At 74.4% G+C, this 23,383-nt stretch carries 20 protein-coding genes and 1 pseudogene; 9 read left to right on the forward strand and 12 right to left on the reverse strand.

All coding sequences use genetic code 11. The features are described 5' to 3' along the window. Positions 1–26: 26 nt before the first annotated feature. Together EV189_RS19105 and EV189_RS19110 are read right to left on the reverse strand one after the other, a co-directional pair. Positions 27–383, reverse strand: a complete 357-nt coding sequence (locus EV189_RS19105; protein WP_130494607.1) for an NADH-quinone oxidoreductase subunit A — start codon at positions 381–383, stop codon at positions 27–29. A gap of 152 nt (positions 384–535) precedes the next feature. Continuing rightward, complete coding sequence (locus EV189_RS19110; protein WP_130494608.1) at positions 536–1,798, reverse strand: geranylgeranyl reductase family protein; 1,263 nt, start codon at positions 1,796–1,798, stop codon at positions 536–538. A 178-nt stretch (positions 1,799–1,976) separates the two neighbouring features. On the opposite strand from EV189_RS19110, the gene EV189_RS19115 reads away from it, so the two are divergent. The 3 genes from EV189_RS19115 to EV189_RS19125 all read left to right on the forward strand — a co-directional run bounded on the left by EV189_RS19115 (position 1,977) and on the right by EV189_RS19125 (position 7,401). Beyond that, positions 1,977–2,831 (forward strand): DUF3105 domain-containing protein, encoded by an 855-nt coding sequence (locus EV189_RS19115; RefSeq protein WP_165400394.1) that lies wholly within the window; start codon positions 1,977–1,979, stop codon positions 2,829–2,831. Positions 2,832–3,402: 571 nt separating this feature from the next. Beyond that, positions 3,403–4,887: a DUF222 domain-containing protein gene (locus tag EV189_RS19120; RefSeq protein ID WP_130494610.1), complete on the forward strand. Its 1,485-nt coding sequence runs from the start codon at positions 3,403–3,405 to the stop codon at positions 4,885–4,887. A gap of 330 nt (positions 4,888–5,217) precedes the next feature. Continuing rightward, positions 5,218–7,401 (forward strand): discoidin domain-containing protein, encoded by a 2,184-nt coding sequence (locus EV189_RS19125; protein WP_130494611.1) that lies wholly within the window; start codon positions 5,218–5,220, stop codon positions 7,399–7,401. A 4-nt stretch (positions 7,402–7,405) separates the two neighbouring features. Here the strand turns inward: EV189_RS19125 and EV189_RS19130 are convergent, their stop codons facing one another. Genes EV189_RS19130 through EV189_RS19150 form a run of 5 tightly spaced genes read right to left on the reverse strand, consistent with a single transcriptional unit; the run spans position 7,406 to position 12,238 of the window. Further along, positions 7,406–7,795: a hypothetical protein gene (locus tag EV189_RS19130; protein WP_130494612.1), complete on the reverse strand. Its 390-nt coding sequence runs from the start codon at positions 7,793–7,795 to the stop codon at positions 7,406–7,408. Between the two features lie 22 nt (positions 7,796–7,817). After that, the gene (locus tag EV189_RS19135; protein ID WP_165400395.1) at positions 7,818–8,486 is read right to left on the reverse strand and encodes a polysaccharide deacetylase family protein; all 669 of its coding nucleotides are present in this window, start codon (positions 8,484–8,486) and stop codon (positions 7,818–7,820) included. Between the two features lie 25 nt (positions 8,487–8,511). Continuing rightward, a complete protein-coding gene (locus tag EV189_RS19140) occupies positions 8,512–11,322 on the reverse strand; it encodes an FAD-binding and (Fe-S)-binding domain-containing protein (RefSeq protein ID WP_130494614.1) in 2,811 nt (936 codons plus the stop codon). A 14-nt stretch (positions 11,323–11,336) separates the two neighbouring features. After that, positions 11,337–11,510, reverse strand: coding sequence for a CsbD family protein (locus EV189_RS19145; RefSeq protein ID WP_130494615.1), 174 nt, complete (start codon positions 11,508–11,510; stop codon positions 11,337–11,339). A 29-nt stretch (positions 11,511–11,539) separates the two neighbouring features. Continuing rightward, entirely contained in the window at positions 11,540–12,238 is a 699-nt protein-coding gene (locus tag EV189_RS19150; protein WP_130494616.1) for a demethylmenaquinone methyltransferase, read from the reverse strand. A 42-nt stretch (positions 12,239–12,280) separates the two neighbouring features. On the opposite strand from EV189_RS19150, the gene EV189_RS20855 reads away from it, so the two are divergent. Continuing rightward, positions 12,281–13,468: an isochorismate synthase gene (locus EV189_RS20855; protein ID WP_130494617.1), complete on the forward strand. Its 1,188-nt coding sequence runs from the start codon at positions 12,281–12,283 to the stop codon at positions 13,466–13,468. A gap of 47 nt (positions 13,469–13,515) precedes the next feature. Here EV189_RS20855 and EV189_RS19160 read toward each other — a convergent pair. After that, positions 13,516–14,385: pseudogene (locus EV189_RS19160) on the reverse strand (DMT family transporter); the annotation flags it as partial. A gap of 152 nt (positions 14,386–14,537) precedes the next feature. Here EV189_RS19160 and EV189_RS19165 point away from each other — a divergent pair. Next, positions 14,538–15,503 carry a GlxA family transcriptional regulator gene (locus EV189_RS19165; protein WP_231116583.1) on the forward strand — a complete coding sequence of 322 codons (966 nt, stop codon included), beginning with the start codon at positions 14,538–14,540 and terminating at the stop codon, positions 15,501–15,503. Between the two features lie 66 nt (positions 15,504–15,569). Here EV189_RS19165 and menD read toward each other — a convergent pair whose 3' ends face one another. Together menD and EV189_RS19175 are read right to left on the reverse strand one after the other, a co-directional pair. Continuing rightward, positions 15,570–17,246 (reverse strand): 2-succinyl-5-enolpyruvyl-6-hydroxy-3-cyclohexene-1-carboxylic-acid synthase, encoded by a 1,677-nt coding sequence (menD, locus tag EV189_RS19170; protein ID WP_130494620.1) that lies wholly within the window; start codon positions 17,244–17,246, stop codon positions 15,570–15,572. Further along, positions 17,243–18,211 (reverse strand): o-succinylbenzoate synthase, encoded by a 969-nt coding sequence (locus tag EV189_RS19175; protein WP_130494621.1) that lies wholly within the window; start codon positions 18,209–18,211, stop codon positions 17,243–17,245. Before EV189_RS19175 ends, menD begins: the two co-directional genes overlap by 4 nt. Positions 18,212–18,230: 19 nt before the next feature. Here EV189_RS19175 and EV189_RS19180 point away from each other — a divergent pair, with 19 nt between their 5' ends. Together EV189_RS19180 and menE are read left to right on the forward strand one after the other, a co-directional pair. Further along, a complete protein-coding gene (locus tag EV189_RS19180) occupies positions 18,231–19,142 on the forward strand; it encodes a 1,4-dihydroxy-2-naphthoyl-CoA synthase (protein ID WP_130494622.1) in 912 nt (303 codons plus the stop codon). After that, positions 19,142–20,284, forward strand: a complete 1,143-nt coding sequence (gene menE / locus EV189_RS19185; protein ID WP_130494623.1) for an o-succinylbenzoate--CoA ligase — start codon at positions 19,142–19,144, stop codon at positions 20,282–20,284. Before EV189_RS19180 ends, menE begins: the two co-directional genes overlap by 1 nt. Here menE and EV189_RS19190 read toward each other — a convergent pair. After that, positions 20,281–21,867 carry a methyl-accepting chemotaxis protein gene (locus tag EV189_RS19190; protein WP_130494624.1) on the reverse strand — a complete coding sequence of 529 codons (1,587 nt, stop codon included), beginning with the start codon at positions 21,865–21,867 and terminating at the stop codon, positions 20,281–20,283. The genes menE and EV189_RS19190 overlap by 4 nt on opposite strands. 113 nt (positions 21,868–21,980) lie before the next feature. Here EV189_RS19190 and EV189_RS19195 point away from each other — a divergent pair, with 113 nt between their 5' ends. Both EV189_RS19195 and EV189_RS19200 read left to right on the forward strand, forming a co-directional pair. Continuing rightward, on the forward strand, positions 21,981–22,850 hold the full coding sequence (locus EV189_RS19195; RefSeq protein ID WP_130494625.1) for a 1,4-dihydroxy-2-naphthoate polyprenyltransferase: 870 nt from the start codon (positions 21,981–21,983) through the stop codon (positions 22,848–22,850). Next, entirely contained in the window at positions 22,847–23,107 is a 261-nt protein-coding gene (locus EV189_RS19200; protein WP_130494626.1) for a hypothetical protein, read from the forward strand. Before EV189_RS19195 ends, EV189_RS19200 begins: the two co-directional genes overlap by 4 nt. A gap of 14 nt (positions 23,108–23,121) precedes the next feature. On the opposite strand, the gene EV189_RS19205 is transcribed toward EV189_RS19200, so the two are convergent. Next, positions 23,122–23,370 carry a DUF4229 domain-containing protein gene (locus tag EV189_RS19205; protein WP_130494627.1) on the reverse strand — a complete coding sequence of 83 codons (249 nt, stop codon included), beginning with the start codon at positions 23,368–23,370 and terminating at the stop codon, positions 23,122–23,124. Positions 23,371–23,383: the final 13 nt, after the last annotated feature.

Genomic DNA, 23,383 nt, shown 5'->3' on the forward strand with positions numbered 1-23,383 from the left:
ATCCCTGCGTCAGTGCTCGGGTACCGCTAGTCCCACTCGAGGCCGCCGCGCCGCCACACGTAGGCGTAGGCGACGAAGACCGTGGCGATGAACAGGACCATCTCCACGAGCCCGAAGATCCCGAGGCTGTCGAAGGTCACGGCCCAGGGGTACAGGAAGATGATCTCGATGTCGAAGAGGATGAAGAGCATCGCGGTGAGGAAGTACTTCACCGGGAAGCGGCCGCCGCCCACGGGCTGCGGCGTCGGCTCGATGCCGCACTCGTAGGCCTCCGCCTTCGCGCGGTTGTAGCGCGCGGGACCGGAGAGCACGCCCGAGACGAGCGAGAACACGCCGAAGCCGAAGGAGATCGCCCCGAGCCAGGCGATGGGCACCCAGTTCATGCGTCCGCGCTCCTTGTCTCGTCCTGACGTCGTCGTCGGGGTGTCGAGTCGTCCCGACGTCGTCGTCGGGCGGGCCAGATCCTACGTACTGCTCGTGTCCTGCAGGTCACCGCCACCCTGCCGTGCCGTGGTGTGTCGGGCGGCGGTCGGGCTCACGCGCGGGGGACCACCTTCTGGAGCCCGTTGATGAGCCGGTCGATGGCGTCCCCGCCGCGCGGGTCCGTGAGGTTGGCGAGCAGCTTGAGGGTGAACTGCATGAGCAGCGGGTGGGTCAGGCCGCGCTCGCTCGCGACCCGCATGACGCGCGGGTCGCTGATGAGCCGCACGAACATCCGCCCGAGCGTGAAGTAGCCGCCCCACTGCTCCTTCAGCGCCTGCGGGTACGCCGCCAGCGCCCGCTCGCGCTGCGCGCCCGAGGGACGCGCGAGCGCCTGGGCGACGACGTCCGCGGCGAGAGCGCCGGACTCCATGGCGTACGCGATGCCCTCGCCGTTGAACGGGTTGACCATGCCACCCGCGTCGCCGACGAGCAGCAGGCCGTCGGCGTAGTGCGGCGTGCGGTTGAAGCCCATGGGGAGGGCGGCGCCGCGCACGGGACCGACCTGGGAGTCCTCGGTGAAGCCGTACTCCGGCGGGAGCGCGGCGAGCCAGCGGCGCAGCACGTCGCGGCTGTCGACCTTGCCCCCGCCCTGCGCGGCGTTGAGGATGCCCAGCCCGACGTTGCTCGTGCCGTCGCCCATGCCGAAGATCCAGCCGTAGCCGGGCAGGAGCTTGCCGTCCTCGCGCAGCTCCAGCCAGGACTCCAGCCAGTCGTCCCGGTCGTTGCGGCTCGTGTAGTAGGCGCGCACCGCCACGGCCATCGGGCGGTCCTCGCGCACACGGCGGCCGACGGCGAGCGAGAGGCGCGAGGAGTTCCCGTCGGCCGCGATGACGACCGGGGCGCGCACCTCGAGCGGCTCGCCCTCGCTGCCCTTGGCGGTCACGCCGACGACGGCGCCCGTGCGCTCGTCGCGGACGGGACCCGTGACAGTGGTGCGCTCGGAGAGCCGGGCGCCCGCCTTCTGCGCGTGGCGGGCGAGCATCTCGTCGAAGTCGTCGCGCCGGCGCACGAGGCCGTAGTCGGGGTACGCCGCGAGCTCGGGCCAGCGCAGCTCGAGCCGGTGGCCGCCGCCGAGGATCCGCAGGCCCTTGTTGCGCAGCCAGCCCGCCTCGGGCGAGGTGTCGATGCCGAGCTTGACCAGCTGGGCGACCGCGCGCGGGGTGAGCCCGTCGCCGCAGACCTTCTCGCGGGGGAAGGCGCTCTTCTCGAGCAGCACGACGTCGAGGCCGGCACGCGCGAGGTGCGCGGCGGTCGTCGAGCCACCAGGGCCGGCGCCGACGACGACGACGTCCGCCTCGGTCGTGCCCTCCGCCACCGCCGCCCACCTCCTCGTGCACGCTGCCGCTGGAGGCGCTTGTGAAGTCCTTCACGAGCGCCTGCACCCGCAGTCTAGGCACGTCCTCGCCCGGGCGTCCGCCCCACCCGCCTGTGCGCGGCCTGTGGGTGGGGAGGAGCGTGCGCCGGGAGGGGCCGGCTCCGCATACCGTTGTCCCGTGTCCACCTCCAGCACCGGCACCGGCCGGTCCGCCGAGCAGCGCCGCAAGCGCGCTGCCGAGCTCCGCGAGCAGCAGCTGCGCGAGGAGCGCCGTCGTCGCACCACCGCCATCGCCGCCATCGTGGTCGGGGTCCTCGTCGTCGTCGGCGGCGTCGGGGGGCTGATCGCGTACCAGAAGAGCGGCGGCTCGTCGGCCGGCGGGCAGGTCGTCCCGACGACGCCGACGGGCGCCGTGACGAAGGAGCCGGCGCCGACCCAGGTCAAGGACGACTCCGGGATCCAGGGCGTCCTCGCCTGGAACACCGGGACGTACCCGGGCACCGGCAGCGACGTCGGCGCGATCGGCCACGACCACGTCGCCGGCCCGGTGCAGTACGCCGTGGTGCCTCCCGTCGGTGGCCCGCACAACGGGACGTGGATGAACGCCGGCGTCTACACCAAGCCGATCCCGAGCGAGCGGGCCGTGCACAACCTCGAGCACGGCGCGGTCTGGATCACCTACCGCCCGGGGCTGGCCGCCTCGGAGGTGTCGGCGCTGCGCACGCTGGTGCACAAGCAGTCGCTGCTCCCCGAGTCGGCCGCGTCCCTGCAGAGCACGACGAGCAGCTCCAACCGCTTCGTCGACCTCAGCCCGTGGAAGGACGCGAGCCTCCCGAGCCCGATCGTCATCAGCTCCTGGGGCCACCAGCTGCGCGTGGACTCGGCCAGCGACCCGCGGCTGCAGAAGTTCATCGACACGTTCCGCGTGAGCAAGAAGTACACGCCGGAGTACGGCCCCGCCGTCGACGGCGTCCCGGTCTCGATCGGCGGGCGGCCCGCGGCCGACGGCGGTTCGCAGCCGAACCCGAACTAGCGCCTGGAGGACCGGGGCCCGGCAGGGGCACCCGGACCAGCGCTCGAGCACGCTGACGGCGCGGCACCCGACCGGGTGCCGCGCCGTCGCTGCGCCTGGGTGCGGGTCCTCTTCTGCGGTGATCATGCAGATCTCGGGTCCTGGTGCGCGGACCGTGGGGTTCAGGGCCTCCAACCTCTCCGTGATCATGCAGATCTTGGCTCCGTTGGCAGGTCGGGTGCGGCGACCGGCCGGGGAGAGCCAGCAGGCGAGCGCGGGGCGGACACGGGGCTCGCGGGAGAGGGAGCGGGCCGGGGCAGCGGGGACGCGGGTGCAGACGGCGGAGGCGGAGGAGGGCCACGAAGCCGAACTCGAGCCGGGTCTGGCCGGGGCAGGGGCGGCGGAGAAGCAGGGCCCCAGCAGGCAAGGCGGCGGAGCGAGAGGCGCGGCAGCGCGGGGCTGCACCCCTCCCTCGTGATCATGCACAGCTTGGATCGCGACGGCGACGCACCCTTCGGAGGCGCACGGAGACCGGCCAGGAGGCGGCACGTCGACCCTTGCCTGCTGTCTCCCCGTCGGCTAAGATTCGAACATGCGTTCGAGTGACGGTCCTGAGCGGGGTGACGGGTTGCCCGTCCGCCCCGTGCCCGGGGTCGTCGCGCTGCCTGGGCCGGGGCTGCCGTTCGCGCAGGCACTGAAGCAGGTCGCCGTAGGGCCGATGCTGCTGTCGCTGGTGCAGCAGCTGAGTCGTGACGAGGGGCTGCTGCGGTCGTGGGCGCTGGCGGGGGAACCGGCCGCCGGTGTGGCCGGGTCGAAGGAGGGTCGCCCGGAGGTCGTGGTCCTCGCCGACGCGCGGTTGGCGCTGGTGCAGGCGTGCGCGCGGGTGGAGGCTGTGGCGGCGGCGGTGAAGGCGGAGCTGGTCGCCTCGGCCTACTCGCAGATCAGCGCCGCCACTGCGGAGACAGTGCCGGGTGCGGCTCGGGGTGGTGGTGCGGAGGCGTCCGCGCGGGCGGAGATGGCGCTCGCGCTGCGGATGACCGAGCGCGGTGCCGCCGCGATGGTGGACGGTGCGCTGCTGCTGACGAGCCGTCATCCGGGTACGCGGTGGCTGCTCGCCGAGGGCCACCTGTCACCTGCCCACGCCCGCGTCGTGGTCGACGAGGCGTCCGTGCTGGCCGACGAGTTCATCCCGGCACTCGAGGCGGCGGTGCTGCGCCGCGCGCCGGAGCGGACGGTCAGCGAGCTGCGCCGCGACGTGCGCCGCGCGGTCGCGAAGCTCGACTCCCGCGGCGCGGCGGAACGGCACGCCGACGCCGTCCAGCAGCGCGCCGTCCGCGTCACCCCGCTGCCCGACGGGATGGCCGAGATCCGCGCCCTGCTCACCGCCGACGAAGCCCAGGTCGTGTCCAGCGCGCTCGACCGGATCGCCCGCGACCTGCCCACCGCCGACCGCGGGTTCGCCGCGCGAGCCGGGTCCCGCGCCGACGCGCTCGTCGCGGTCTGCTCGGTCCTGCTCGACCCGACCGCCGACGGCGACTTCCTCCCCGCCCTTGCCAGGACGGCCGCGCCGGTCGCCGTGCAGGTGCAGATCTCCGCCGCCACCCTCCTCGGCCTGACCGAGGACCCCGCCCACCTGACCGGCCACGGCCCGATCCCCGCCGACCTCGGCCGCCTGCTCGCCTCCGACGGGACCTGGCAACTCGCCATCACCGACCCCGACGGCAAGCTCCTCGACCTCCACACGCTGCGCTACCAACCCACCGCCGCCCAACGAGCACACGTGACCGCGCTGTGGCTGCACTGCGGCCACCCCACCTGCTCCGTACCCGCGGCCCGCTGCGACGTCGACCACACCGTGCCCTTCAACCACGAAGCTCCAGGCACTGGCGATCCCGACGACCCCGGCGGCGGGCACACCACCTGCCGCAACCTCTGCCCCAGATGCCGGCTCCACCACAACCTCAAGACCTGGTGGGGCTGGACCACCACCCCCCTCCCCGACGGCACCATCGCCCACCGCACCCCGCTCGGCCGCATCTACGAAGCACGACCAGAACCACAACCCTGCGCCGCCTGACCACGATCGGACGCCCTACCCCCGTGGACGCCCAGCCCCGCCGGCACCAGCCGGACGGGGCCAGCGGCGCGCGACAGCGCCCTGCCGACCACCGGGCATCCAGTGCGGACCGGTGGTCGTCGGAAGCGGAAGCGCGGACCGGGGGCGCCGTACTCGCGAAGCCGCTGGGCGGCCAGCACGACAGGCACCAGCCCCCGCCCCCGAGGTCACGAATCGGTCACGAGGGGGCATCCCGCCGTTGACGGGATACCGCCACACCGCCTACAACGCTTTTATCAAGGCGTGAAGGCGCAGGGCGCCCCGCCACCCCTCCCCCGGAAGGCAGGCAGCATGGGCGCTGCTCCCCCCGTCGCGCGGCACCGCCGCCCCTGGTCCGGCCGCGGCCGTACCTCGAGGTCGAGGAGGACCGCGCTCGCGCTCGCCCTCCTCCTGCTCGCCCCGCTCCTCTCGGTCGTCTCGACCGGCGGGAGTGCCCACGCGGCTGATGCGCTGCTGTCGCAGGGCAAGACGGCGACCGCCTCCTCGACGGAGAACGCCGGCTCCGCCGCCGCGAACGCCGTCGACGGCAACACCGGCACCCGCTGGTCCAGCGCGTTCTCCGACCCCCAGTGGCTCCAGGTCGACCTCGGCGCCACCGCCACCGTCACCTCGGTCACCCTGCAGTGGGAAGCCGCCTACGCCAAGGCCTTCCAGATCCAGACCAGCACCGACGCCGCCACCTGGACCACCGTCTACAGCACCACCACCAGCACCGGCGGCACCCAGACCCTCAACGTCACAGGTACCGGGCGCTACATCCGCATGTACGGCACCGCCCGCGCCACCACCTACGGCTACAGCCTGTGGGAGTTCCAGGTCTACGGCACCACCGGCACCACCGGCGGCGGCACGTGCGGCACCACCAACGCCGCCCAGGGCAAGACCGCCACCGCCTCTAGCACCGAGAACGCCGGCACCCCCGCCAGCGCCGCCGTCGACGGCAACCCCGGCACCCGCTGGTCCAGCGCCGCCACCGACCCCCAGTGGATCCAGATCGACCTCGGCACTCCCCAGACCCTCTGCCAGGTCGTCCTGCAGTGGGAAGCCGCCTACGCCAAGGCCTTCCAGCTCCAGACCTCCACCGACGCCGCCACCTGGACCACCAACTACTCGACCACCACCGGCACCGGCGGCACCCAGACCCTCACCGTCACCGGCACCGGGCGCTACCTCCGCATCTACGGCACCACCCGCGCCACCCAGTACGGCTACAGCCTCTGGGAGGTCCAGGCCTACACCACCGGCAGCGGCGGCAGCAGCGGCAGCGGGGACGTCGAGCTCTCCTACGGCAAGCCCGCCTCCGCCTCCTCGACCCAGGACGACGGCAACTGCTCGCAGTGCACGCCGGCGAAGGCCGTGGACCAGAACGCCGCCACGCGCTGGGCCACCTCGGCCTGGAGCGACCCGGGCTGGATCTCCGTCGACCTCGGTGCGACCGCGACCATCCACTCCGTCGTCCTGCAGTGGGACGCGGCCTACGCCACCGCGTACCAGGTCCAGGTGTCGAACGACGGCACCACGTGGACGACGATCTACGCGACCACCACCGGCAAGGGCTTCAAGGAGACCCTCACAGGGCTCAACGGCACCGGTCGCTACGTGAGGATGTTCGGCACAGCAAGGGGAACGGCGTACGGCTACAGCCTCTGGGAGTTCCAGGTCTACGGGACGGGCGGCAGCCCGACCGCACCTCCCGCCCCGGCGCCGAACGTCGCGCTCCCCGCGACCAGGCTCGTCTTCGACGACGAGTTCAACGGCACCGCCGGCACGACGCCCGACCCCGCGAAGTGGACCCCCGAGACCGGTACGGGCCCCAACGGCGAGCTCGAGTACTACACGAACAACAAGAACGCCACGATGGACGGCACGGGCGACCTCGTCATCGAGGCCCGCAAGGAGGTCACGGCCGGCTCGAGCTGCCCCCGCGACACGCTGTCCGGCAGCACGACCTGCCAGTACACCTCGGGCCGCATCAACAGCCTCGGGAAGTTCTCGTTCACCTACGGCCACGCCGAAGCGCGCATCAAGGTCTCCGGCACCCAGGGGCTGTGGCCCGCGTTCTGGCTGCTGGGCGCCAACTTCCCGCAGGTCGGCTGGCCGGCGAGCGGCGAGATCGACATCATGGAGCACGTCGGCAAGGTGCCGGGCTCGGTCTACTCGACGCTGCACGCCCCGGCGTACAACGGCGGTGGCGGCTACGGCCAGCCGTACTCCATCAACGGCGACTTCGCCTCGGCCTTCCACACGTACGCGGTGGACTGGGACGCCACGCACATGACGTTCTCCGTCGACGGCAATGCCTTCTTCACCGCGGACAAGGCGCAGATCGAGTCGACGCGCGGGCCGTGGGTCTACGACCACCCGTTCTTCATCATCCTCAACAACGCGGTCGGCGGTGACTGGCCCGGATCACCGGACGCGAGCACGCAGCTGCCGCAAAAGATGCTCGTGGACTACGTCCGCGTCTACCAGTAGCGGCTCACCGCTCGCGGAGCCGTCGCTCCACCAGCTCCCCCGGGGCCTTCGCCGCCCACGCGTCCTCCAGCGCGTCGGCGAGGGCCTCGGGGGCGACCGCGTCCAGCTTCACGAGGTACGCCGGGTACCCCTCGAAGTGCGCCATGTCGAAGAACGCCGGCTCCCCGGCGGCCAGCACGGCCTCCTTCTCGCCGAGGTCCTCCGTCGCCAGCGCGAGGATCGGCCCGGTGGGCGCCGGCACCGCGCCGAACCGCTTGAGGTCGGCCTTCGTGAACGGCCGCTCCCAGGCGAAGACCTTCCGGCGCACCGACCAGGCGCGCCGGCCGTGGCGCTCCCCCTCCTCGACCTCCGGCAGCGCGGCGGCGAGGGCCGCGACCTCCTCGACGGTCACCATCCCCCGACGGTAGCGCCGTCGGTCAGCCGCCGAGGGGCGGCCGGAAGGGCACGGACCCGCTGACGGGCGGGACGGGGCGCTCCGTCCCCCGGTACGCACGGGGCACGACAGCACCCGTCGCGTCGAGGCCGCCGAGCTCGAAGCCGGCGGCCCGGATGCCGCGCACCACCGCGGGCAGCGCGGCGACCGTCTCGGCGCCCGCGCTGCTGTCGATCGCCCCGTCGTGCAGGACGACCACGGCCCCCGGCTCGAGGTGCGCGAGCACGCCGTCGCGGATCTCGGCCGCCGTGGTCGCAGGGAGGTAGTCGGGAGGCCCGTACCCGCCGATGCAGGAGAACCCGAGCGCCGCAGCGATCCGCGAGACGGCGGCATCGAGCGCGAGGAAGGGCGGGCGGACGGCCCGGAACGGCGGCGCGACCCCTGCCTCGGCGAAGGCCTCCTCGGCGTCGAGCAGCTCACGGCGTACGGCCTCGGCGCCCAGCTCCGTCAGCGGCGGGTGCGTCAGCGTGTGGTTGAGCACGAGGTGGCCCTCCTCGGCGGCGAAGCGCACGAGGTGCGGGTTCGCCCGCACGCGCACCCCCACGTCGAAGAAGGTCGCCACCGCCCGCTCGCCACGCAGCGCCTCGAGCGTGGCAGGCCGGTACGCGGAGGGGCCGTCGTCGAAGGTCAGCGCGACCAGGGGGCGTTCCACGCTGAGCAGTCCTAGCAGACCCCGCTCAGCCGCCGAGCGCGCGGCGCACCAGCGTGGGCAGCGTCACGGCGGGAGGACCGGCGAGGTGGTCGAGCTGCGTACGGCAGCTGAAGCCGTCGGCGACGAGGACGTCATCGTCACCGAGGGCGGCACGCACGCGCGGGAGCCAGTGCTCCTCCCCGATCTGCCGGGAGACCGGCTCGTGGTCGGCGGAGAAGCCGAAGGACCCGGCGAGCCCGCAGCAGCCCGCGTCGAGCACCTCGGCGGTGGCACCCATGCGCTGCAGCAGCTCGCGGTCGGCGCCGCTCCAGCCGCCGGCGCTCGCGTGGCAGTGCGGGTGCACGACCGCCGCCGAGCTCAGCGTCGGCAGGCCCTCCAGCGTCAGCAGGTGCTCCGCGGGGCTCCGGGCGAGGTCCGCGAGTCGCGCCGCCCGCGGGTCGTCGGGGAGGAGCTTGGGCAGCTCGTCGCGGAAGCTCGACAGGCAGCTGGGCTCGGGCACGACGACGGGGATGCCGCGGCTGGTCCACGGCTCCAGCACGTCGAGCAGCCCGCGGAGGGAGCGCCGGGCGAGGTCGAGCATGCCGGTGTCGTAGAGCGGGCGCGCGCAGCACGCCCACTGCGTGGGTACGGCCACGCGCTCGCCGAGCGCCTCCAGGACCGCGACGAGGTCGCGACCCGTCTCGGGCGCGAAGGCGTCGGTGAACGTGTCCGGCCACACGACGACGGTGGGATCCCTCCATACGGCAGGCAGCGAGGAGCGCCATGAGCGCTGGGAGAACTGCGGCGCAGGCCGGGCGATCGTGACACCGGCGGCACGCCTGGCGAGTCGCGTGGCCAAGACGGCGTTGGCGAGCCGCGGCATACGCGAGCCGAGCCGTGCCGCCCACGGGAACAAACCCAGCGCGTACATCTGGCGCGGCCGCAGGCGCTTCTCGTAGTAGTGCGCCAGGAACTCCGCCTTGTATGTCGCCATGTCGACATGAGTCGGGCAGTCCGAGACGCATCCCTTGCAGGACAGGCAGAGGTCGAGCGCCTCGCGCACGTCCTCGTTGCGCCAGGTCTGCGGGGTGACCTCGCCCTGGAACATCTCGACGAGGAGCTTCGCGCGGCCGCGGGTGCTGTGCCGCTCGTCGCGGGTCGCCCGGAAGGACGGGCACATGGTGCCGGTGTCGTCGCGGCGGCAGCGACCGACGCCGACGCAGCGTTCGGCCGCCTCCTGCAGCGTCGACCCGATGCTGAAGAACTGCTTGCCGGCAGGGCGCTTCTCGTAGCCCGGACCGAAGCGCAGGTTCGTGTCCAGCGGGTACGCGTCGACCACCTTGCCGGGGTTCATCCGCCCCCGCGGGTCGAAGACCGCCTTGAACTGGCGGAAGGCGTCGACGAGCTCCGGGCCGTACATCCGCTCGAGCAGCTCGCCCCGCGCCTGCCCGTCGCCGTGCTCACCGGAGAGCGAGCCACCGAGCGACACGACGAGGTCCGCGGCCCGCTCGACGTACGCCCGGTAGCGGCGCAGGCCCTCCACGGTGTGCAGGTCGAAGTCGTTGCGCGTGTGCACGCACCCCTGGCCGAAGTGGCCGTACCACGCGCCGGAGTAGCCGAAGTCCCGCCACAGCGCCGACACCCCCCGGAGGTACGCGCCCAGCCGCTCCGGCGCGACGGCGGCGTCCTCCCACCCCTCGGCGTTGTGCGTCCCGTCCGGGCGGATGGCGGTCGCCCCGAGCCCGGACTCGCGGATGAGCCACACCCGCCGCTGGTCCATCGAGTCCGCGTAGCAGCGGCGCTCGAGGTCCGCCGGCAGTGCAGCGACGAACGCCTCCGAGGCTGCGTCCGCCTCGTCGGCAGAGTCCCCACCCAGCTCCGCCAGCAGCCATCCGCGACCGGGCGGCAGCAGCGGGAGGTGCGCGACGTTGACGTCGTTCTCGCGCATCTGCCGCACGAGCGTGTCGTCGAACCCCTCGAGGCCGAGCAGCGGGTGCTCCAGCAGGGCAGGGACGGCGTCTGCCGCGGCGAAGATGTCGGGGTAGCCGAGCACGACCAGGCGGCGGTGCGCCGGGCTGTGTGAGAGCCGCACGGTCGCCTCGGTCACCACGACGCAGGTGGACTCCGTGCCGACGAGCGCACGCGCAACGGAGAACCCCTTGTCCGGCAGCAGCTCGTCCAGGTTGAAGCCGCTGACCCGGCGCGGGATGTCAGGGAAGCGCTGGCGCACGAGGGGTTCGTAGCGTCGGGCGATCTCGCGCAGCCCGCCGAGCACCGGTGCGAGGGGCCCACCGGCGGCGGCGGCCGCGGCGTACTCCTCGTCGGTGTAGCTGCCCACGTCGAGGACGTCGCCGGCGTACGTCGCCACGCGCAGCCGGTCGACGTTGTCGACGGTCTTGCCGGCGAACAGCGCGTGCGTGCCGCAGGAGCCGTTGCCGATCATCCCGCCGAGCGTGCACCAGGCGTGCGTCGCGGGGTCTGGGCCGAAGGTCAGGCCGTGCACCTCGGCCGCCCGCCGCAGGTCGTCGAGGACGACGCCCGGCTGCACCCGAGCCGTCGCTGCGACGGGGTCGACCTCGAGGATCCGCGTCATGTGCCGGGAGGTGTCGAGCACCACCGCGACGTTGACGGCCTGCCCCGCGAGGCTCGTCCCGGCGCCGCGAGCCACGACGGGCGCATCGTGCCGGGCACAGACACGGAGGGCCGCCACGACGTCGTCCTCGTCGAGCGGGAGGACGACGCCGAGCGGCACCTGGCGGTAGTTGGACGAGTCGGTGGCGTAGACCGCACGGACCGAGGGGGAGAAGTCCACCTCGCCGCGCACGGACCGGCGGAGGTCCTCCTCGAGCGCGGTCACGCGGCCATGCTAGGTCAGCCCTTGAACGCGTCCTTGACCTTCTCGCCGGCCTGCTTGAGGTCGGCGACGCCCTGGTCGGCCTGGCCCTCCGCCTGGAGGTCCTGGTCTCCGGACGCCTTGCCCGCGGCTTCCTTGGCCTGGCCGCCGAGCTTGTCCGCTGCGTTGCTGAGCTTGTCGTCGAGTCCCATGGTCGAGGAGTACCCCGCGAGGAGCGCTGTCACTCCGGGCGGCGGGCCCGGTGCAGGGCGACGATCCCGCCGGTGAGGTCGCGCCACTCGACGTCGGTCCAGCCGCTCGCGGCGATCGTGCGGGCGAGCTCCGCCTGCGCGGGCCAGGCGGCGATCGACTCAGCGAGGTACGCGTAGGCGGGGCCGTTGCTGCCGACCCGCCGGGCCACCCGCGGGAGCGCGCGCATGAGGTAGCCGGAGTACACCGTCCGGAACGGCTTCCAGGTCGGCGCGCTGAACTCGCACACGACGAGGCGACCGCCCGGGCGCGTCACGCGGAGCAGCTCGCCGAGCGCGGCACCGGTGTCCATGACGTTGCGCAGCCCGAAGCTGATGGTGACGGCGTCGAACGACGCGTCCGCGAAGGGCAGGTGCAGCGCGTCCGCCGCGACGAACGAGAGCCTGCCGCCCAGCCGACGGGCCCCGACCTGCAGCATCCCCAGCGAGAAGTCGCCCGCGACGACCTCGGCGCCCGCCTCGGCGAAGGGCAGGGACGACGTGCCGGTCCCGGCGGCGAGGTCGAGGACCCGCTGGCCCTTGCGCGCGTCGACCGCCCGGCGCACCGCCCCGCGCCAGACGCGGGCCTGGCCGAGGGAGAGCACGTCGTTGGCCAGGTCGTAGCGCGGGGCCACCTCGTCGAACATCGCCGCGACGGCGTGCGGGTCCTTGTCGAGGTTCGCGCGGCTCATGGTCGGACAGCCTGCCACGCGCGTACGCCGTAGGCTCGGTAGGTGACCACCGCCCCCCTGCCGGAGCCGCTCGTGGCCCGCACGGAGGCCGTCGCCGACCCGGGCGCGCTGCTCGCGACGCTCCCCGAGCACGGCCCGCTCGCCTGGGTGCGCGAGGAGGACGGCCTGGTCGGCTGGGGCGAGGCGGCACGGCTGGTCGTGCGCGGCGCGGGTCGCTTCCTCGAGGCCGAGCAGTGGTGGCAGGGGGTCACGGCCGACGCCGTCGTCGACGACGCCGTGGGACTGCCCGGCACCGGTCTCGTCGCCTTCGCCAGCCTCGCGTTCAGCGACGAGGGCGACTCCGTCCTCGTCGTGCCGGAGGTCGTCCTCGGCCGGCGCGGCGGCAGGGCGTGGGTGACGCGGGTGGGGGCGCCGGGCCCGTCGGTGCGCACCCCCGTCCGGGAGCCGGTCGGCGTGCGCTGGCCCGACGAGGACCCGCTCGGCCGGTGGCGCGGCGCCGTCCAGTGGGCGACCAACGCCATCAGCCGCGGCGAGCTCGACAAGGTCGTGCTCGCCGTCGAGGTGCTGGCGACCGCGGCCGAGGACCTCGACCCGCGCTGGCTGCTGCAGCGGCTCGCCGCGGACTACCCGTCGACCTGGACCTACGCGGTCGAGGGCCTCGTCGGCGCGACCCCCGAGCTGCTCGTGCGCCGGCTCGGCGAGGAGGTCGAGTCGCGCGTGCTCGCCGGCACCGCCCGCCGGGGCGGCGCGGACCTGCTCCGTTCGGAGAAGGACCGCGCCGAGCACGCCTACGCCGTCGATTCCCTGGTCGCCGGGTTCTCCGCGCACTGCAAGGAGATCTCGACGTCCGAGCCGTTCGTGCTAGAGCTCCCCAACGTCGTCCACCTCGCCACCGACGTCCGCGCCCGCGTCGCGGACGGCGCTTCGCTGCTCTCCCTGGCCGGCGCGCTGCACCCCACGGCGGCGGTGGGCGGGACACCGACGCGTACGGCGCTGCGGGCGATCCGCCGGCTCGAGCCGCACGACCGCGGCCGCTACGCCGGACCGGTCGGCTGGGTCGACGCCGCCGGCAACGGCGAGCTCGGCCTGGCACTGCGCTGCGCGCAGCTCGACGGGCCGACCGCACGCCTGTGGGCCGGCTGCGGGATCGTCGTCGACAGCGACCCCGAGGCCGAAGTCGCTGAGGCGCAGGCGAAGCTCGAGCCCGTACGCCGCGCGCTCGGCTCGTGACCGGCACCTGACCTCCGGCTCAGCAGGTTGCCGCCGGCCAGCGCCGCGACCGTGATGGCGACGCCGACGAGCTCGCCCGCACCCGGGACAGAGCCCCGGAACGCCTGGATGACGAAGGTCGTGACCGGCACCAGCACGATGAACAGCGACGTGTCCTGCGGCCCGAGCCGCCGCACGGCGCCGTTCCACAGCAGCGCCGCCGCGAAGCCTCCCGGCAGCGCGAGGTACGCCGTCTGCCGCCACGTCGCGCCCAGGTCGTGCAGCGTGGGGACGGCCTCGCTGCCCACGGCGCTGAAGACGAACGCCGTGACGAGCAGGGCGAGCGCGCCCACGGCGGCACTCACCGCGGCGTACCGGAGCGGCGACCAGGTCGGCACGGTCGCTGCCCCGACCGAGTAGACGGCGAAGCACAGCGCGCCGCAGAGCACGAGCAGGTCGCCCGAGCGCAGCCCGCCCTCGACGAGGCGCAGCGGGTCCCCGTGCCCCAGCACGAACGCCAGGCCCAGCAGGGCGAGGGCGCTGGCACCGAACGTCACCGGTCGCGGCCGCACGCCGCGGGCGGCCCACAGCACGAAGGCCGTGACGAGCGGCAGGGTGGCGATGATGAGCGACCCGTCCTCCGGCCGCGAGTGCCGCACCCCGACGTACGCCAGGACGTTGAAGCCGGCGAAGCCGCTGATGCCGTAGGCGAGCACCCGCGGCAGCCGCGGGGTCCGGGCGACCTCGCGGAGGGCGCCGGGCTCGCGCACGACGAGGAGCAGCAGGAGGAGCCCGCCGGCGACGACGTAGCGCACAGTGGAGATCCAGACCGGTCCGATGTGCGGGAACGCCGTGCTGGCGATGGGGAACTGGCCTCCCCACGCGACGGTGGTGGCCGTCGCCGCGAGGATGCCGGTGGTGCGGCTCGAGGTGGTCATGGCTCGACCATGTCGGATCGAGCGCGGTACGACGAGTGGCCCGCGGGCAGGCCGTCGCTCGGATCGGGCCAGCGCGACGTCGTGGCCCGATCCTTGCTGTCGATGGCCCGCAGGCCATGGCGTCCTCGGGCGTGGTGCGCCACCATGACGACGTGGCCACCATCGCCGTGCTCGTCCTGACGGGAAGCCCGCTGTTCCACCTCTCGATCCCCGGGGAGGTGTTCGGCCCGCGCTCGCACGCGCCCGACCTGCCCAGCCACCGCGTCGTGCTGGCGACCCCGGAGCCCGGGCCGGTGCGGACGCGAGAGGGCCTCCTGCTCGACGTGCCACGCGGGCTCGGCGCGCTGCGCCAGGCGGACATCGTCATCGTGCCGTACGCCAGCTCCGACCCCGGCCCCACGCCGCCGCACGTCCTCACCGCCCTCCGCCGCGCCCACGCCCGCGGCGCGCGCATCGCCGGCCTCTGCCGCGGCACCTTCGTCCTCGCCGAGGCCGGGCTCCTCGACGGGCGCCGGGCGACCTCCCACTGGAGCAGCACGTCGCGGCTCGCCGACGCGTACCCGAGCGTGCAGGTGGACCCCGACGTGCTCTACGTCGACGAGGGCGACGTGCTCACCGCCGCCGGCACGGCCGCGGGCATCGACCTCTGCCTGCACCTGCGCCGGCAGCTCGACGGCGCGGAGGTGGCGAACGCCGTGGCCCGCGGCATGGTCGTGCCGCCGCACCGCGCCGGCGGGCAGGCGCAGTTCATCGAGGTGCCCGTCGCCGAGGACACCGAGGACGACCTCATCAGCGTCGCGATGCAGTGGGCGCTCGAGCACCTCGACGAGCCGCTCGGCGTCGACGACCTCGCCGCGCGGGCGTACATGAGCCGCAGGACGTTCACCCGCCGCTTCCGCGCCTCCGTCGGGTGCAGCACCGTCCAGTGGCTGCTGCAGCAGCGGACCCTGCTCGCGCAGCGGCTGCTCGAGACGACCGAGCTACCGGTCGAGGTCGTGGCGAGCCGCAGCGGGTTCGGCTCGGCCGTCGCGCTGCGCACGCAGTTCTCCCGCGCCCTGGGCCTCTCGCCGCGGGAGTACCGCGCGACCTTCACCCGCCGCACGGCGGGCGTGGCCTGACACCCAACGTTGTGGGGCTGGTTCGCGCTATAGCACCGAACCAGCCCCACAACGTTGGGAGCGGGGTCAGGAGAGGCGCGCCTGCAGCGCGTCCTCGACGCCCGCCCGCAGCGACGCCGTACGCGCCCGCCGCTCCGCGCGCGGCACCCGCACCTCCACGACCCGCACACCCGGAGCCGGAGCCAGGGCCGCCTCCAGCTCGGACGCGCTCGACGCCAGCGCGTGCGGCACGCCCTTCGCCGCGCAGAGGCCCCCGAGGTCCACGCCGTGCGGCGTGCCGAAGACGCGCTCGAAGGGTCCGGCCAGCTCGGCGGAACCCTGCTCCAGCAGGGAGAAGATGCCGCCCCCGTCGTCGTTGAGCACGACCAGGCAGAGGTCCGGTCGCGGCTCCTCGGGCCCGAGCACGAGGCCGTTGGCGTCATGGAGGAACGTCAGGTCCCCCAGCAGCGCGTACGCCGCTCCCCCGCCGTCCGCCTGGTGCGCGAGCGCCGCACCAACGGCGGTCGACACGGTCCCGTCGATGCCGGCGGCGCCGCGGTTGGCCACCACGGCCGCGCCGGGGGTCAGCCGCCACGAGACCGCGTCCAGGTCGCGTACGGGGTTGCTCGCCCCCACGACGAGCAGGCCGCCGCGCGGGACCGCCGACGCGACGGCGGCCGCCACCGCCTCTCCGGAGGGCCACGACAGCAGGCCCTCGACCGCGTCCCGGTGCGTCGCGGCAGCGGACGCCCAGGCGGCGGCGAACTCCTCGTCGGCGGACCCGACCGCGTCGAGCCAGCCGACGTGCACGGAGCCCGCGACCGATGACGGGTCCGGCCACACCGGTCGTGAGGACAGGACGTCGACGACGACCCCGGGCCGGCGCAGCAGCGCTCCCACCGACCGCGACAGGGTCGGCCGCCCGACCACCAGCACGCGCTCGGGTGCCGCAGCCTCGAGCAGCGCGGCGGACCCGAGCAGCCCGGCGGGCAGGCCGCGCACCCCGGAGGCCACCTCAGCGACGAGCGGCCACCCGGTGTCCGCGGCCAGCCGCTCGGCGCAGGCCGCTGCCGTCGGCGAGCAGGCGCCGACGAGGACGAGGGTGCGGGGGGCACCGACGTACATCTCGGGGTCGGGGTCCGGGCCGCCGGCGGGGACCGTCCACGGGCCGCCGTCGGCGCGCCCGGCCAGCGCGCCCTCGAGCACGCCCGCCGACGGCACGAGCGGCTCGCGGAACGCCAGGTCCAGCTGCACCGGGCCCGGGTCGCGCGACAGCGCCCCCGACGCCGCGCCCAGCGCCCGGCACACGACGGCCCGCCACCAGGCGGCGTACGGCTCGGCGAGGTCGGGCGCCGGCACCGCGAACGACCCGCGCACGGCGGAGCCGAAGAGCCCGACCTGGTCGATCGTCTGGTTCGCCCCGACCCCGACGAGCTCCGCGGGCCGGTCGGCCGTGAGCGCGAGCAGCGGCACCCCGGCGTACGACGCCTCGACGACCGCGGGGTGGAGGTTCGCCACCGCGGTCCCCGAGGTCGTCACCACCGGCACCGGCATCCCCGACGCGCGCGCCAGCCCCAGCGCGAGGAAGCCCGCGGAGCGCTCGTCGATGCGCACGTGCAGCCGCAGCCGCCGCTCCGCGTCGGCCCGGTGCAGCGCGTACGCGAGCGGCGCGGAGCGCGAGCCGGGGCTGAGGACGGCCTCCTGCACGCCGCCCCGCACCAGCTCGTCGACGACGACCTCCGCGAGCGCGGTCGCGGGGGTCACGCCGCCCCCAGCGCGTCGCCGAGCCGGTCGGCCATCCGCCGCTGCAGCTCGTCCGAGGGCACGACCGCCGCCAGCGCGTCCGCGTCCGGCACCACCGGCCGGAGGTCGAGCATCCCGTCCACCGGGACGAGCGTGCTGCTCACCACGTCGGCGGCGAGCAGCCGGCCCGTAGCGAGCCCGCACGCGTAGGGCAGCTCCGGCAGCGCGGCCGCGAGCGCGACCCCGGCCGCGAGCCCCACCGAGCTCTCCAGCGCGGACGAGACGACCACCGGCAGCCCGAGCTGCTCGGCGAGCAGCAGGCAGGACGAGACGCCGCCCAGCGGTGCGACCTTGAGCACGACGATGTCGGCGGCCTCGGCGCGGACGACGCGCAGCGGGTCGTCGGTGATGCGGACGCTCTCGTCCGCCGCTACCGGCACGTCGATCTTGCGGCGCAGCAGGGCGAGCTCCTCCACAGAAGCGCAGGGCTGCTCGACGTACTCGAGCCCGCGGGCCGCGATGTCGAGGGCCTTGATGCGGCGGACCGCGTCGTCGACCTCCCACCCGCCGTTGACGTCGATGCGCACCCTGCCCTCGCGGCCCAGCGCGTCGCGCACGGCGGCGACTCGGGCGACGTCGTCGGCGAGCGACTGCCCCGCCTCACCGACCTTGACCTTCGCCGTCGAGCAGCCGGACTGGCGCACGAGCTCGGCGGCGTCCTCGGGGCCGACCGCCGGCACGATCGCGTTGACCGGGACGAGCGTGCGCACCGGCGACGGCCACCCCACGAAGGCCGCCTCGTACGCCGCGCGCAGCCACGGCAGGCAGCGGTAGGTGTCGTAGTCCCAGAACGGCGAGAACTCCCCCCACCCGGCCGGACCCTCCAGCAGCCAGCCCTCGCGCGACGTCACGCCGCGGAAGCGCCGGCGCAGCGGCAGCGAGAACGGCCGGGTGAACTCCAGGCGCTCGGGCGGGACGTCGGTCACGCGCCTATCCTCGCCTGTCGTGAGCAGCGCACTCCTCGACCCCGCCCGTTGGGCTCCCGTGCCGGGCTTCGAGGACCTGACCGACGTGACCTACCACCGCGGGACGGGCGCGGACTCCGCGACCGTGCGCGTCGCCTTCGACCGCCCCGAGGTGCGCAACGCGTTCCGGCCACGCACGGTCGACGAGCTGCTCGCCACGCTCGACCACGCGCGGACGACCGCGGACGTCGGGTGCGTGCTGCTGACCGGCAACGGGCCCTCCCCGCGCGACGGCGGCTGGGCGTTCTCCTCCGGCGGGGACCAGCGCATCCGCGGCCGCTCCGGCTACGTCGAGAGCGACGGCGAGGAGCGCCTCGACCCCGTCTCCCGGGCGCGTACGGGCCGCCTCCACATCCTCGAGGTGCAGCGGCTCATCCGCTTCATGCCCAAGGTCGTCATCGCCGTCGTCCCGGGCTGGGCCGCGGGCGGCGGCCACAGCCTCCACGTCGTCTGCGACCTGACCCTGGCCTCGGCGGAGCACGCGCGGTTCAAGCAGACCGACGCGGACGTCGCGAGCTTCGACGGCGGCTACGGCTCGGCCTACCTCGCCCGCATGGTCGGCCAGAAGCGGGCTCGCGAGATCTTCTTCCTGGGCAGGGCGTACTCCGCGCAGGAGGCGTACGAGATGGGGATGGTCAACGCCGTCGTGCCGCACGCGGAGCTCGAGAGCACGGCGCTCGAGTGGGCGCGGGAGGTCAACGCCAAGTCCCCGACCGCGCAGCGGATGCTGAAGTACGCGTTCAACCTCGCGGACGACGGCATGGTGGGCCAGCAGCTCTTCGCCGGCGAGGCCACGCGGCTGGCGTACATGACCGACGAGGCGGCTGAGGGGCGCGACGCGTTCCTCGAGAAGCGTGCCCCTGACTGGGCGCAGTTCCCCTGGTACTACTGATGTTCGTCTGGCACCCTGAGACCGGTCTCGAGGCCCTGACCACGGCCCTCGCCGCTGCGCTCGACGGCTCGGGCCCGGCTGTCCTCCCGCTGCCGAGCACGACTCCCGCGGTCCTGCAGGCGATCCTCGACGAGGTACGCCCCGGCGAGCCCCTCGAGCACGACGACGTCGCCGTGGTGATGACGACGAGCGGATCGACCGGGACGCCGAAGGGCGTGCTGCTGACGGCGGACAACCTCCGGTCCTCGGCGGTCGCCACCGCGGGGCACCTCGGCGGCGAGGGGAGCTGGCTGCTCGCGCTCGACCCGGGCCACGTCGCCGGGCTCCAGGTCGTCGTCCGTTCGCTGCTCGCCGCCACCGAGCCCACCGCCTACCGGCCCGCGGACGGCTTCACCAGCAAAGGGTTCTGCGCCGCGGTCGCCGGGATGCCCTCCGGCTGGCGCTGCACCTCGCTCGTGCCGACGCAGCTGGTCCGACTGCTGCCGGACGAGGAAGCCGTGGCAGCGCTCCGCACCTTCGACGCGGTGCTGCTCGGCGGCGCAGCGACCGCGCCGGCCCTGCTCGACGCCGCTACCGCCGCGGGCATCCGCGTCACCACGACGTACGGCATGTCGGAGACGAGCGGCGGCTGCGTCTACGACGGGACTCCCCTGCCCGGCGCCTCGTTCTCCTTGGAGGATGGGCGGATCTCCCTGCACGGGCCGATGGTGGCGGCGGGCTACCGGCGGCGCCCGGAACTCACGGCGGAGCACTTCGCGGGTGGCGCGTACCTCACGAACGACGCGGGTGAGGTCGGGCCGGACGGCCGCCTGCGGGTGCTCGGCCGCATCGACGACATCGTCGTGTCCGGTGGGGAGAACGTCGCGCTCCCGGCGGTGGAAGCCGCCGCGCTCCGGTCCCTGAAGGTCCTCGAGGCCGCGGCGTTCGGCCGCCCCGACGAGGAGTGGGGCACCCGCGTCGAGCTCGCCGTGGTGCCGCGGGACCCGGCGGACCCACCGGACCTCGCCGAGCTCCGCGCGACCGTGGCCGCCGAGGCCGGTCGGGCGGCCGCGCCGCGCCGGCTGCACCTGCTCGACCGGCTCCCGCTGCTCGCCGCGGGCAAGGTCGACCGCATCGCGCTGCGCGGCCTGCCGGAGCGCTAGTCGGCGACGGTGAAGCGGCCGACGAGCTCCTCGAGCTCGTGCGACATGCGGGAGAGCCCCGCTGCCGTCTGCCGGACGCCGACGACGCCCTCCGAGGTGTTCGTGGCCGCGGTCGCCATCTCGCTGATGGTGGCCGCGATCTCCTTGCTGCCTCCGGCGGCCTCCCCGACCGAGCGGCCCATGTCCGTCGTCGTCGCGGTCTGCTGGACGACAGCGGTCGCGATGGTGGTCTGGTAGTCGCTGATCGAGCCGATGACCTCGGTGATCTTCGCGATCGCCCCGACGGCCCCGGCGGTGTCGCCCTGGATCGTCTCGATCCGCTGCGAGATCTCCTCGGTGGCACGGGCGGTCGCCTGCGCCAGCTCCTTGACCTCGTTGGCGACGACGGCGAAGCCCTTGCCCGCCTCGCCCGCGCGCGCCGCCTCGATGGTCGCGTTCAGCGCGAGCAGGTTGGTCTGCTCCGCGATCGCCGTGATGGTCTTGATGACCGCGCCGATCTCGCCCGATGACGTCGAGAGCTGCTCGACGGTGCCGCTCGTGCTGCGCGCGAGGTCCACCGCCCGGGTGGCGATGACCGCCGCCTCGTTGGCGTTGGTCGCGATCTCCGCGATGCTCGAGCTCATCTGGCCGGCTCCCGCGGCGACCGAGTCGATGTTGCCGTTGACGAGGTCGGCCGCGCTCGCCGCGACCCTCGCCTGGCGGCTCGCGTGCTCGGCGCTGACGGCGATCGCCCCGCTCGTCGCGCCGAGCTCCGTCGAGGCCGCCGACAGCGCGTCGGCGCTGCGGCGCACGTCGGCGAGGGCCGAGCCGAGGCTCTGCCCGACCCGGTCGGCCGCTCGTGCGACCTGGCCGAGCTCGTCGTCCACCGTGTCGGTGACGCGCACCGTGAGGTCGCCCTCGGCGATCTGCAGCAGCCCGTCGCGGACCCGGACGAGCCGGCGCATGAGCCCGCGGACGAGGACCTCGCAGAGCAGGAACGCCGCGACGACGCCCGCGAGCAGCACGGCCAGGAGGAGCAGCCGGTTGGTCTTGTAGGTGCTGCGCTGCTCGGCCTGCATCTTCGTGTCGAGCTTGGCGAGCGCGGCCTCGGTCTCGTCGAGGTTGTCGACAGCAGCGCTGATGAGGTCGTTGCCCTGGCTGTCCATGAGCTTGGTCGTGCCGGCGAAGTCGCCCTTCATGGCGACCGGGAACACCGTGCTGTCGCGGTACGCCGTCCACGCCGACCACGCCGTGGAGAACTTGGTGAACGGCCCGGCGACGGACGGGACCGCGGCGACCATGCCCTTGGTGCCGTCGGCGATGTCCGCGTCGTCGGCCTTGCTGCTCTTGAGGTACTTCTGACGGCCGGCGTCGTCGGTCGCGGTCGCGAGGCGGTACAGGTCGAGACGGCTCTTGATCTCCGCCTGGTGGACCAGCGCGTCGGAGGTCAGAGCCGCCGCGACGTGCGTGGAGTACTGCTGCGACCGGTCGGCGAGGCTGCTGGCCACGTGCAGGCCCGTCCCCCCGATGCCGACAGCCGCGAGGAGCGCCACGCCCACGGTCGCCCGCAGCCGCACACCGATGCCGTACGCCGATCGCCCCATGTGCCCGTCCCCGTCCGTCTGCCGCGGCGCCCCGTCGCCGCCTCTCCCTGCCTCTTCGGCGGTTCGCGCGCCCACCTGACCCGAAAGGGATCACGCACTGGGAGGATGGGCGCGTGACGACGACCGCGCAGTGGGTGTCCGGCGCCCGCCCACGCACCCTCCCGGCCGCGATCGCGCCCGTCCTCGCCGGCACGGGCGCCGCGGTGGCCGAGGGCGGCGCCGTGGCGTGGCGCGCCGTCGTGGCCGCGGTCGTGGCGCTCGCCCTGCAGGTCGGCGTGAACTACGCCAACGACTACAGCGACGGGATCCGCGGCACGGACGACGAGCGGGTCGGGCCGTTCCGGCTCGTCGGCTCGCGGGCCGCCTCGCCCGGAGCGGTCAGGGCGGCGGCGTTCGCGGCGTTCGGCGTCGCCTGCGTCGCCGGGCTCGTCCTCGTCGTCGCGACCGGCGCGTGGTGGCTCCTCGCCGTCGGCGCGGTCAGCGTCGCGGCCGCCTGGGGCTACACCGGCACCAGCCACCCCTACGGCTACGCCGGGCTCGGCGAGCTCGCGGTCTTCGTCTTCTTCGGGCTCGTCGCGGTCACCGGCACCGCGTACGTCCAGACGGAGTCGCTCCCCTGGCTCGCCGTCGGCGCCGCCGTCGGCGTCGGGGCCCTGGCCTGCACGCTGCTCGTCGCCAACAACCTGCGCGACATCCCGAGCGACGCGGTCTCCGGCAAGCGCACGCTCGCCGTGCGCCTCGGTGACGCGCGCACCCGCCTGCTGTACGCCGGCCTGCTCGCCCTCGCCGCGCTCGTCCCGCTGGCCCTCGCCCCGGCGCGTCCGGGCGCGCTGCTGGCCCTCCTCGCGCTGCCGCTGGCCGCCGCACCGGTGCGGGTCGTCCGCAGCGGCGCGCGGGGCCGCGACCTCATCCCCGTGCTCGCCGGCACGGGGCGGCTGCAGCTCGCCTACGGCGCGCTGCTCGGACTCGGGCTGGCCCTGTGAGCGACGACCTGGACGTGACCGCCGACGGTCCGCACGCCTACTCCGCCACCCTCCGGGGGCGCCCCCTGCGCGTCACCGTGGCGGGGAGCACGCTCGCCGCGCTCGGGCTCACGGGCGTCGAGGAGCCGCTCGCGGTGCGCCGCACGCTCGAGGCGGTGCCGGCCGGGGCGGAGCTGGGCGACGAGGTGGAGCTGGCCGAGCTGGGCGCGCTGGTGCCCGCGTGGCGCGAGCTCGTGGTCGCGCGGCTGCGCAGCTAGACCCTGGACCGGACCTACTCGTCCTCGCTGGCCGCCGCGCGGTCGAGGCGCTCGCGGGTGCGGGAGATCCTGCGGTCGAGGTTGCCGGACACCGCGTCGCGGTAGCGGCCGAGCGTGAACAGGCTGATGACGCTCGAGACGAGCAGCGCGAGGATGATCGCGAGCAGCCCGCGCACGCCGAGCGCCCAGAGGACGACGGCGACACCGACCAGCAGGGCGGTGCGCAGCGCGAGGTACGCGGGAAGCGGATAGCGCTGGAGCACGGGTCAAGCCTAC

The sequence above is a fragment of the Motilibacter rhizosphaerae genome (assembly GCF_004216915.1).
Lineage (GTDB): Bacteria > Actinomycetota > Actinomycetes > Motilibacterales > Motilibacteraceae > Motilibacter > Motilibacter rhizosphaerae.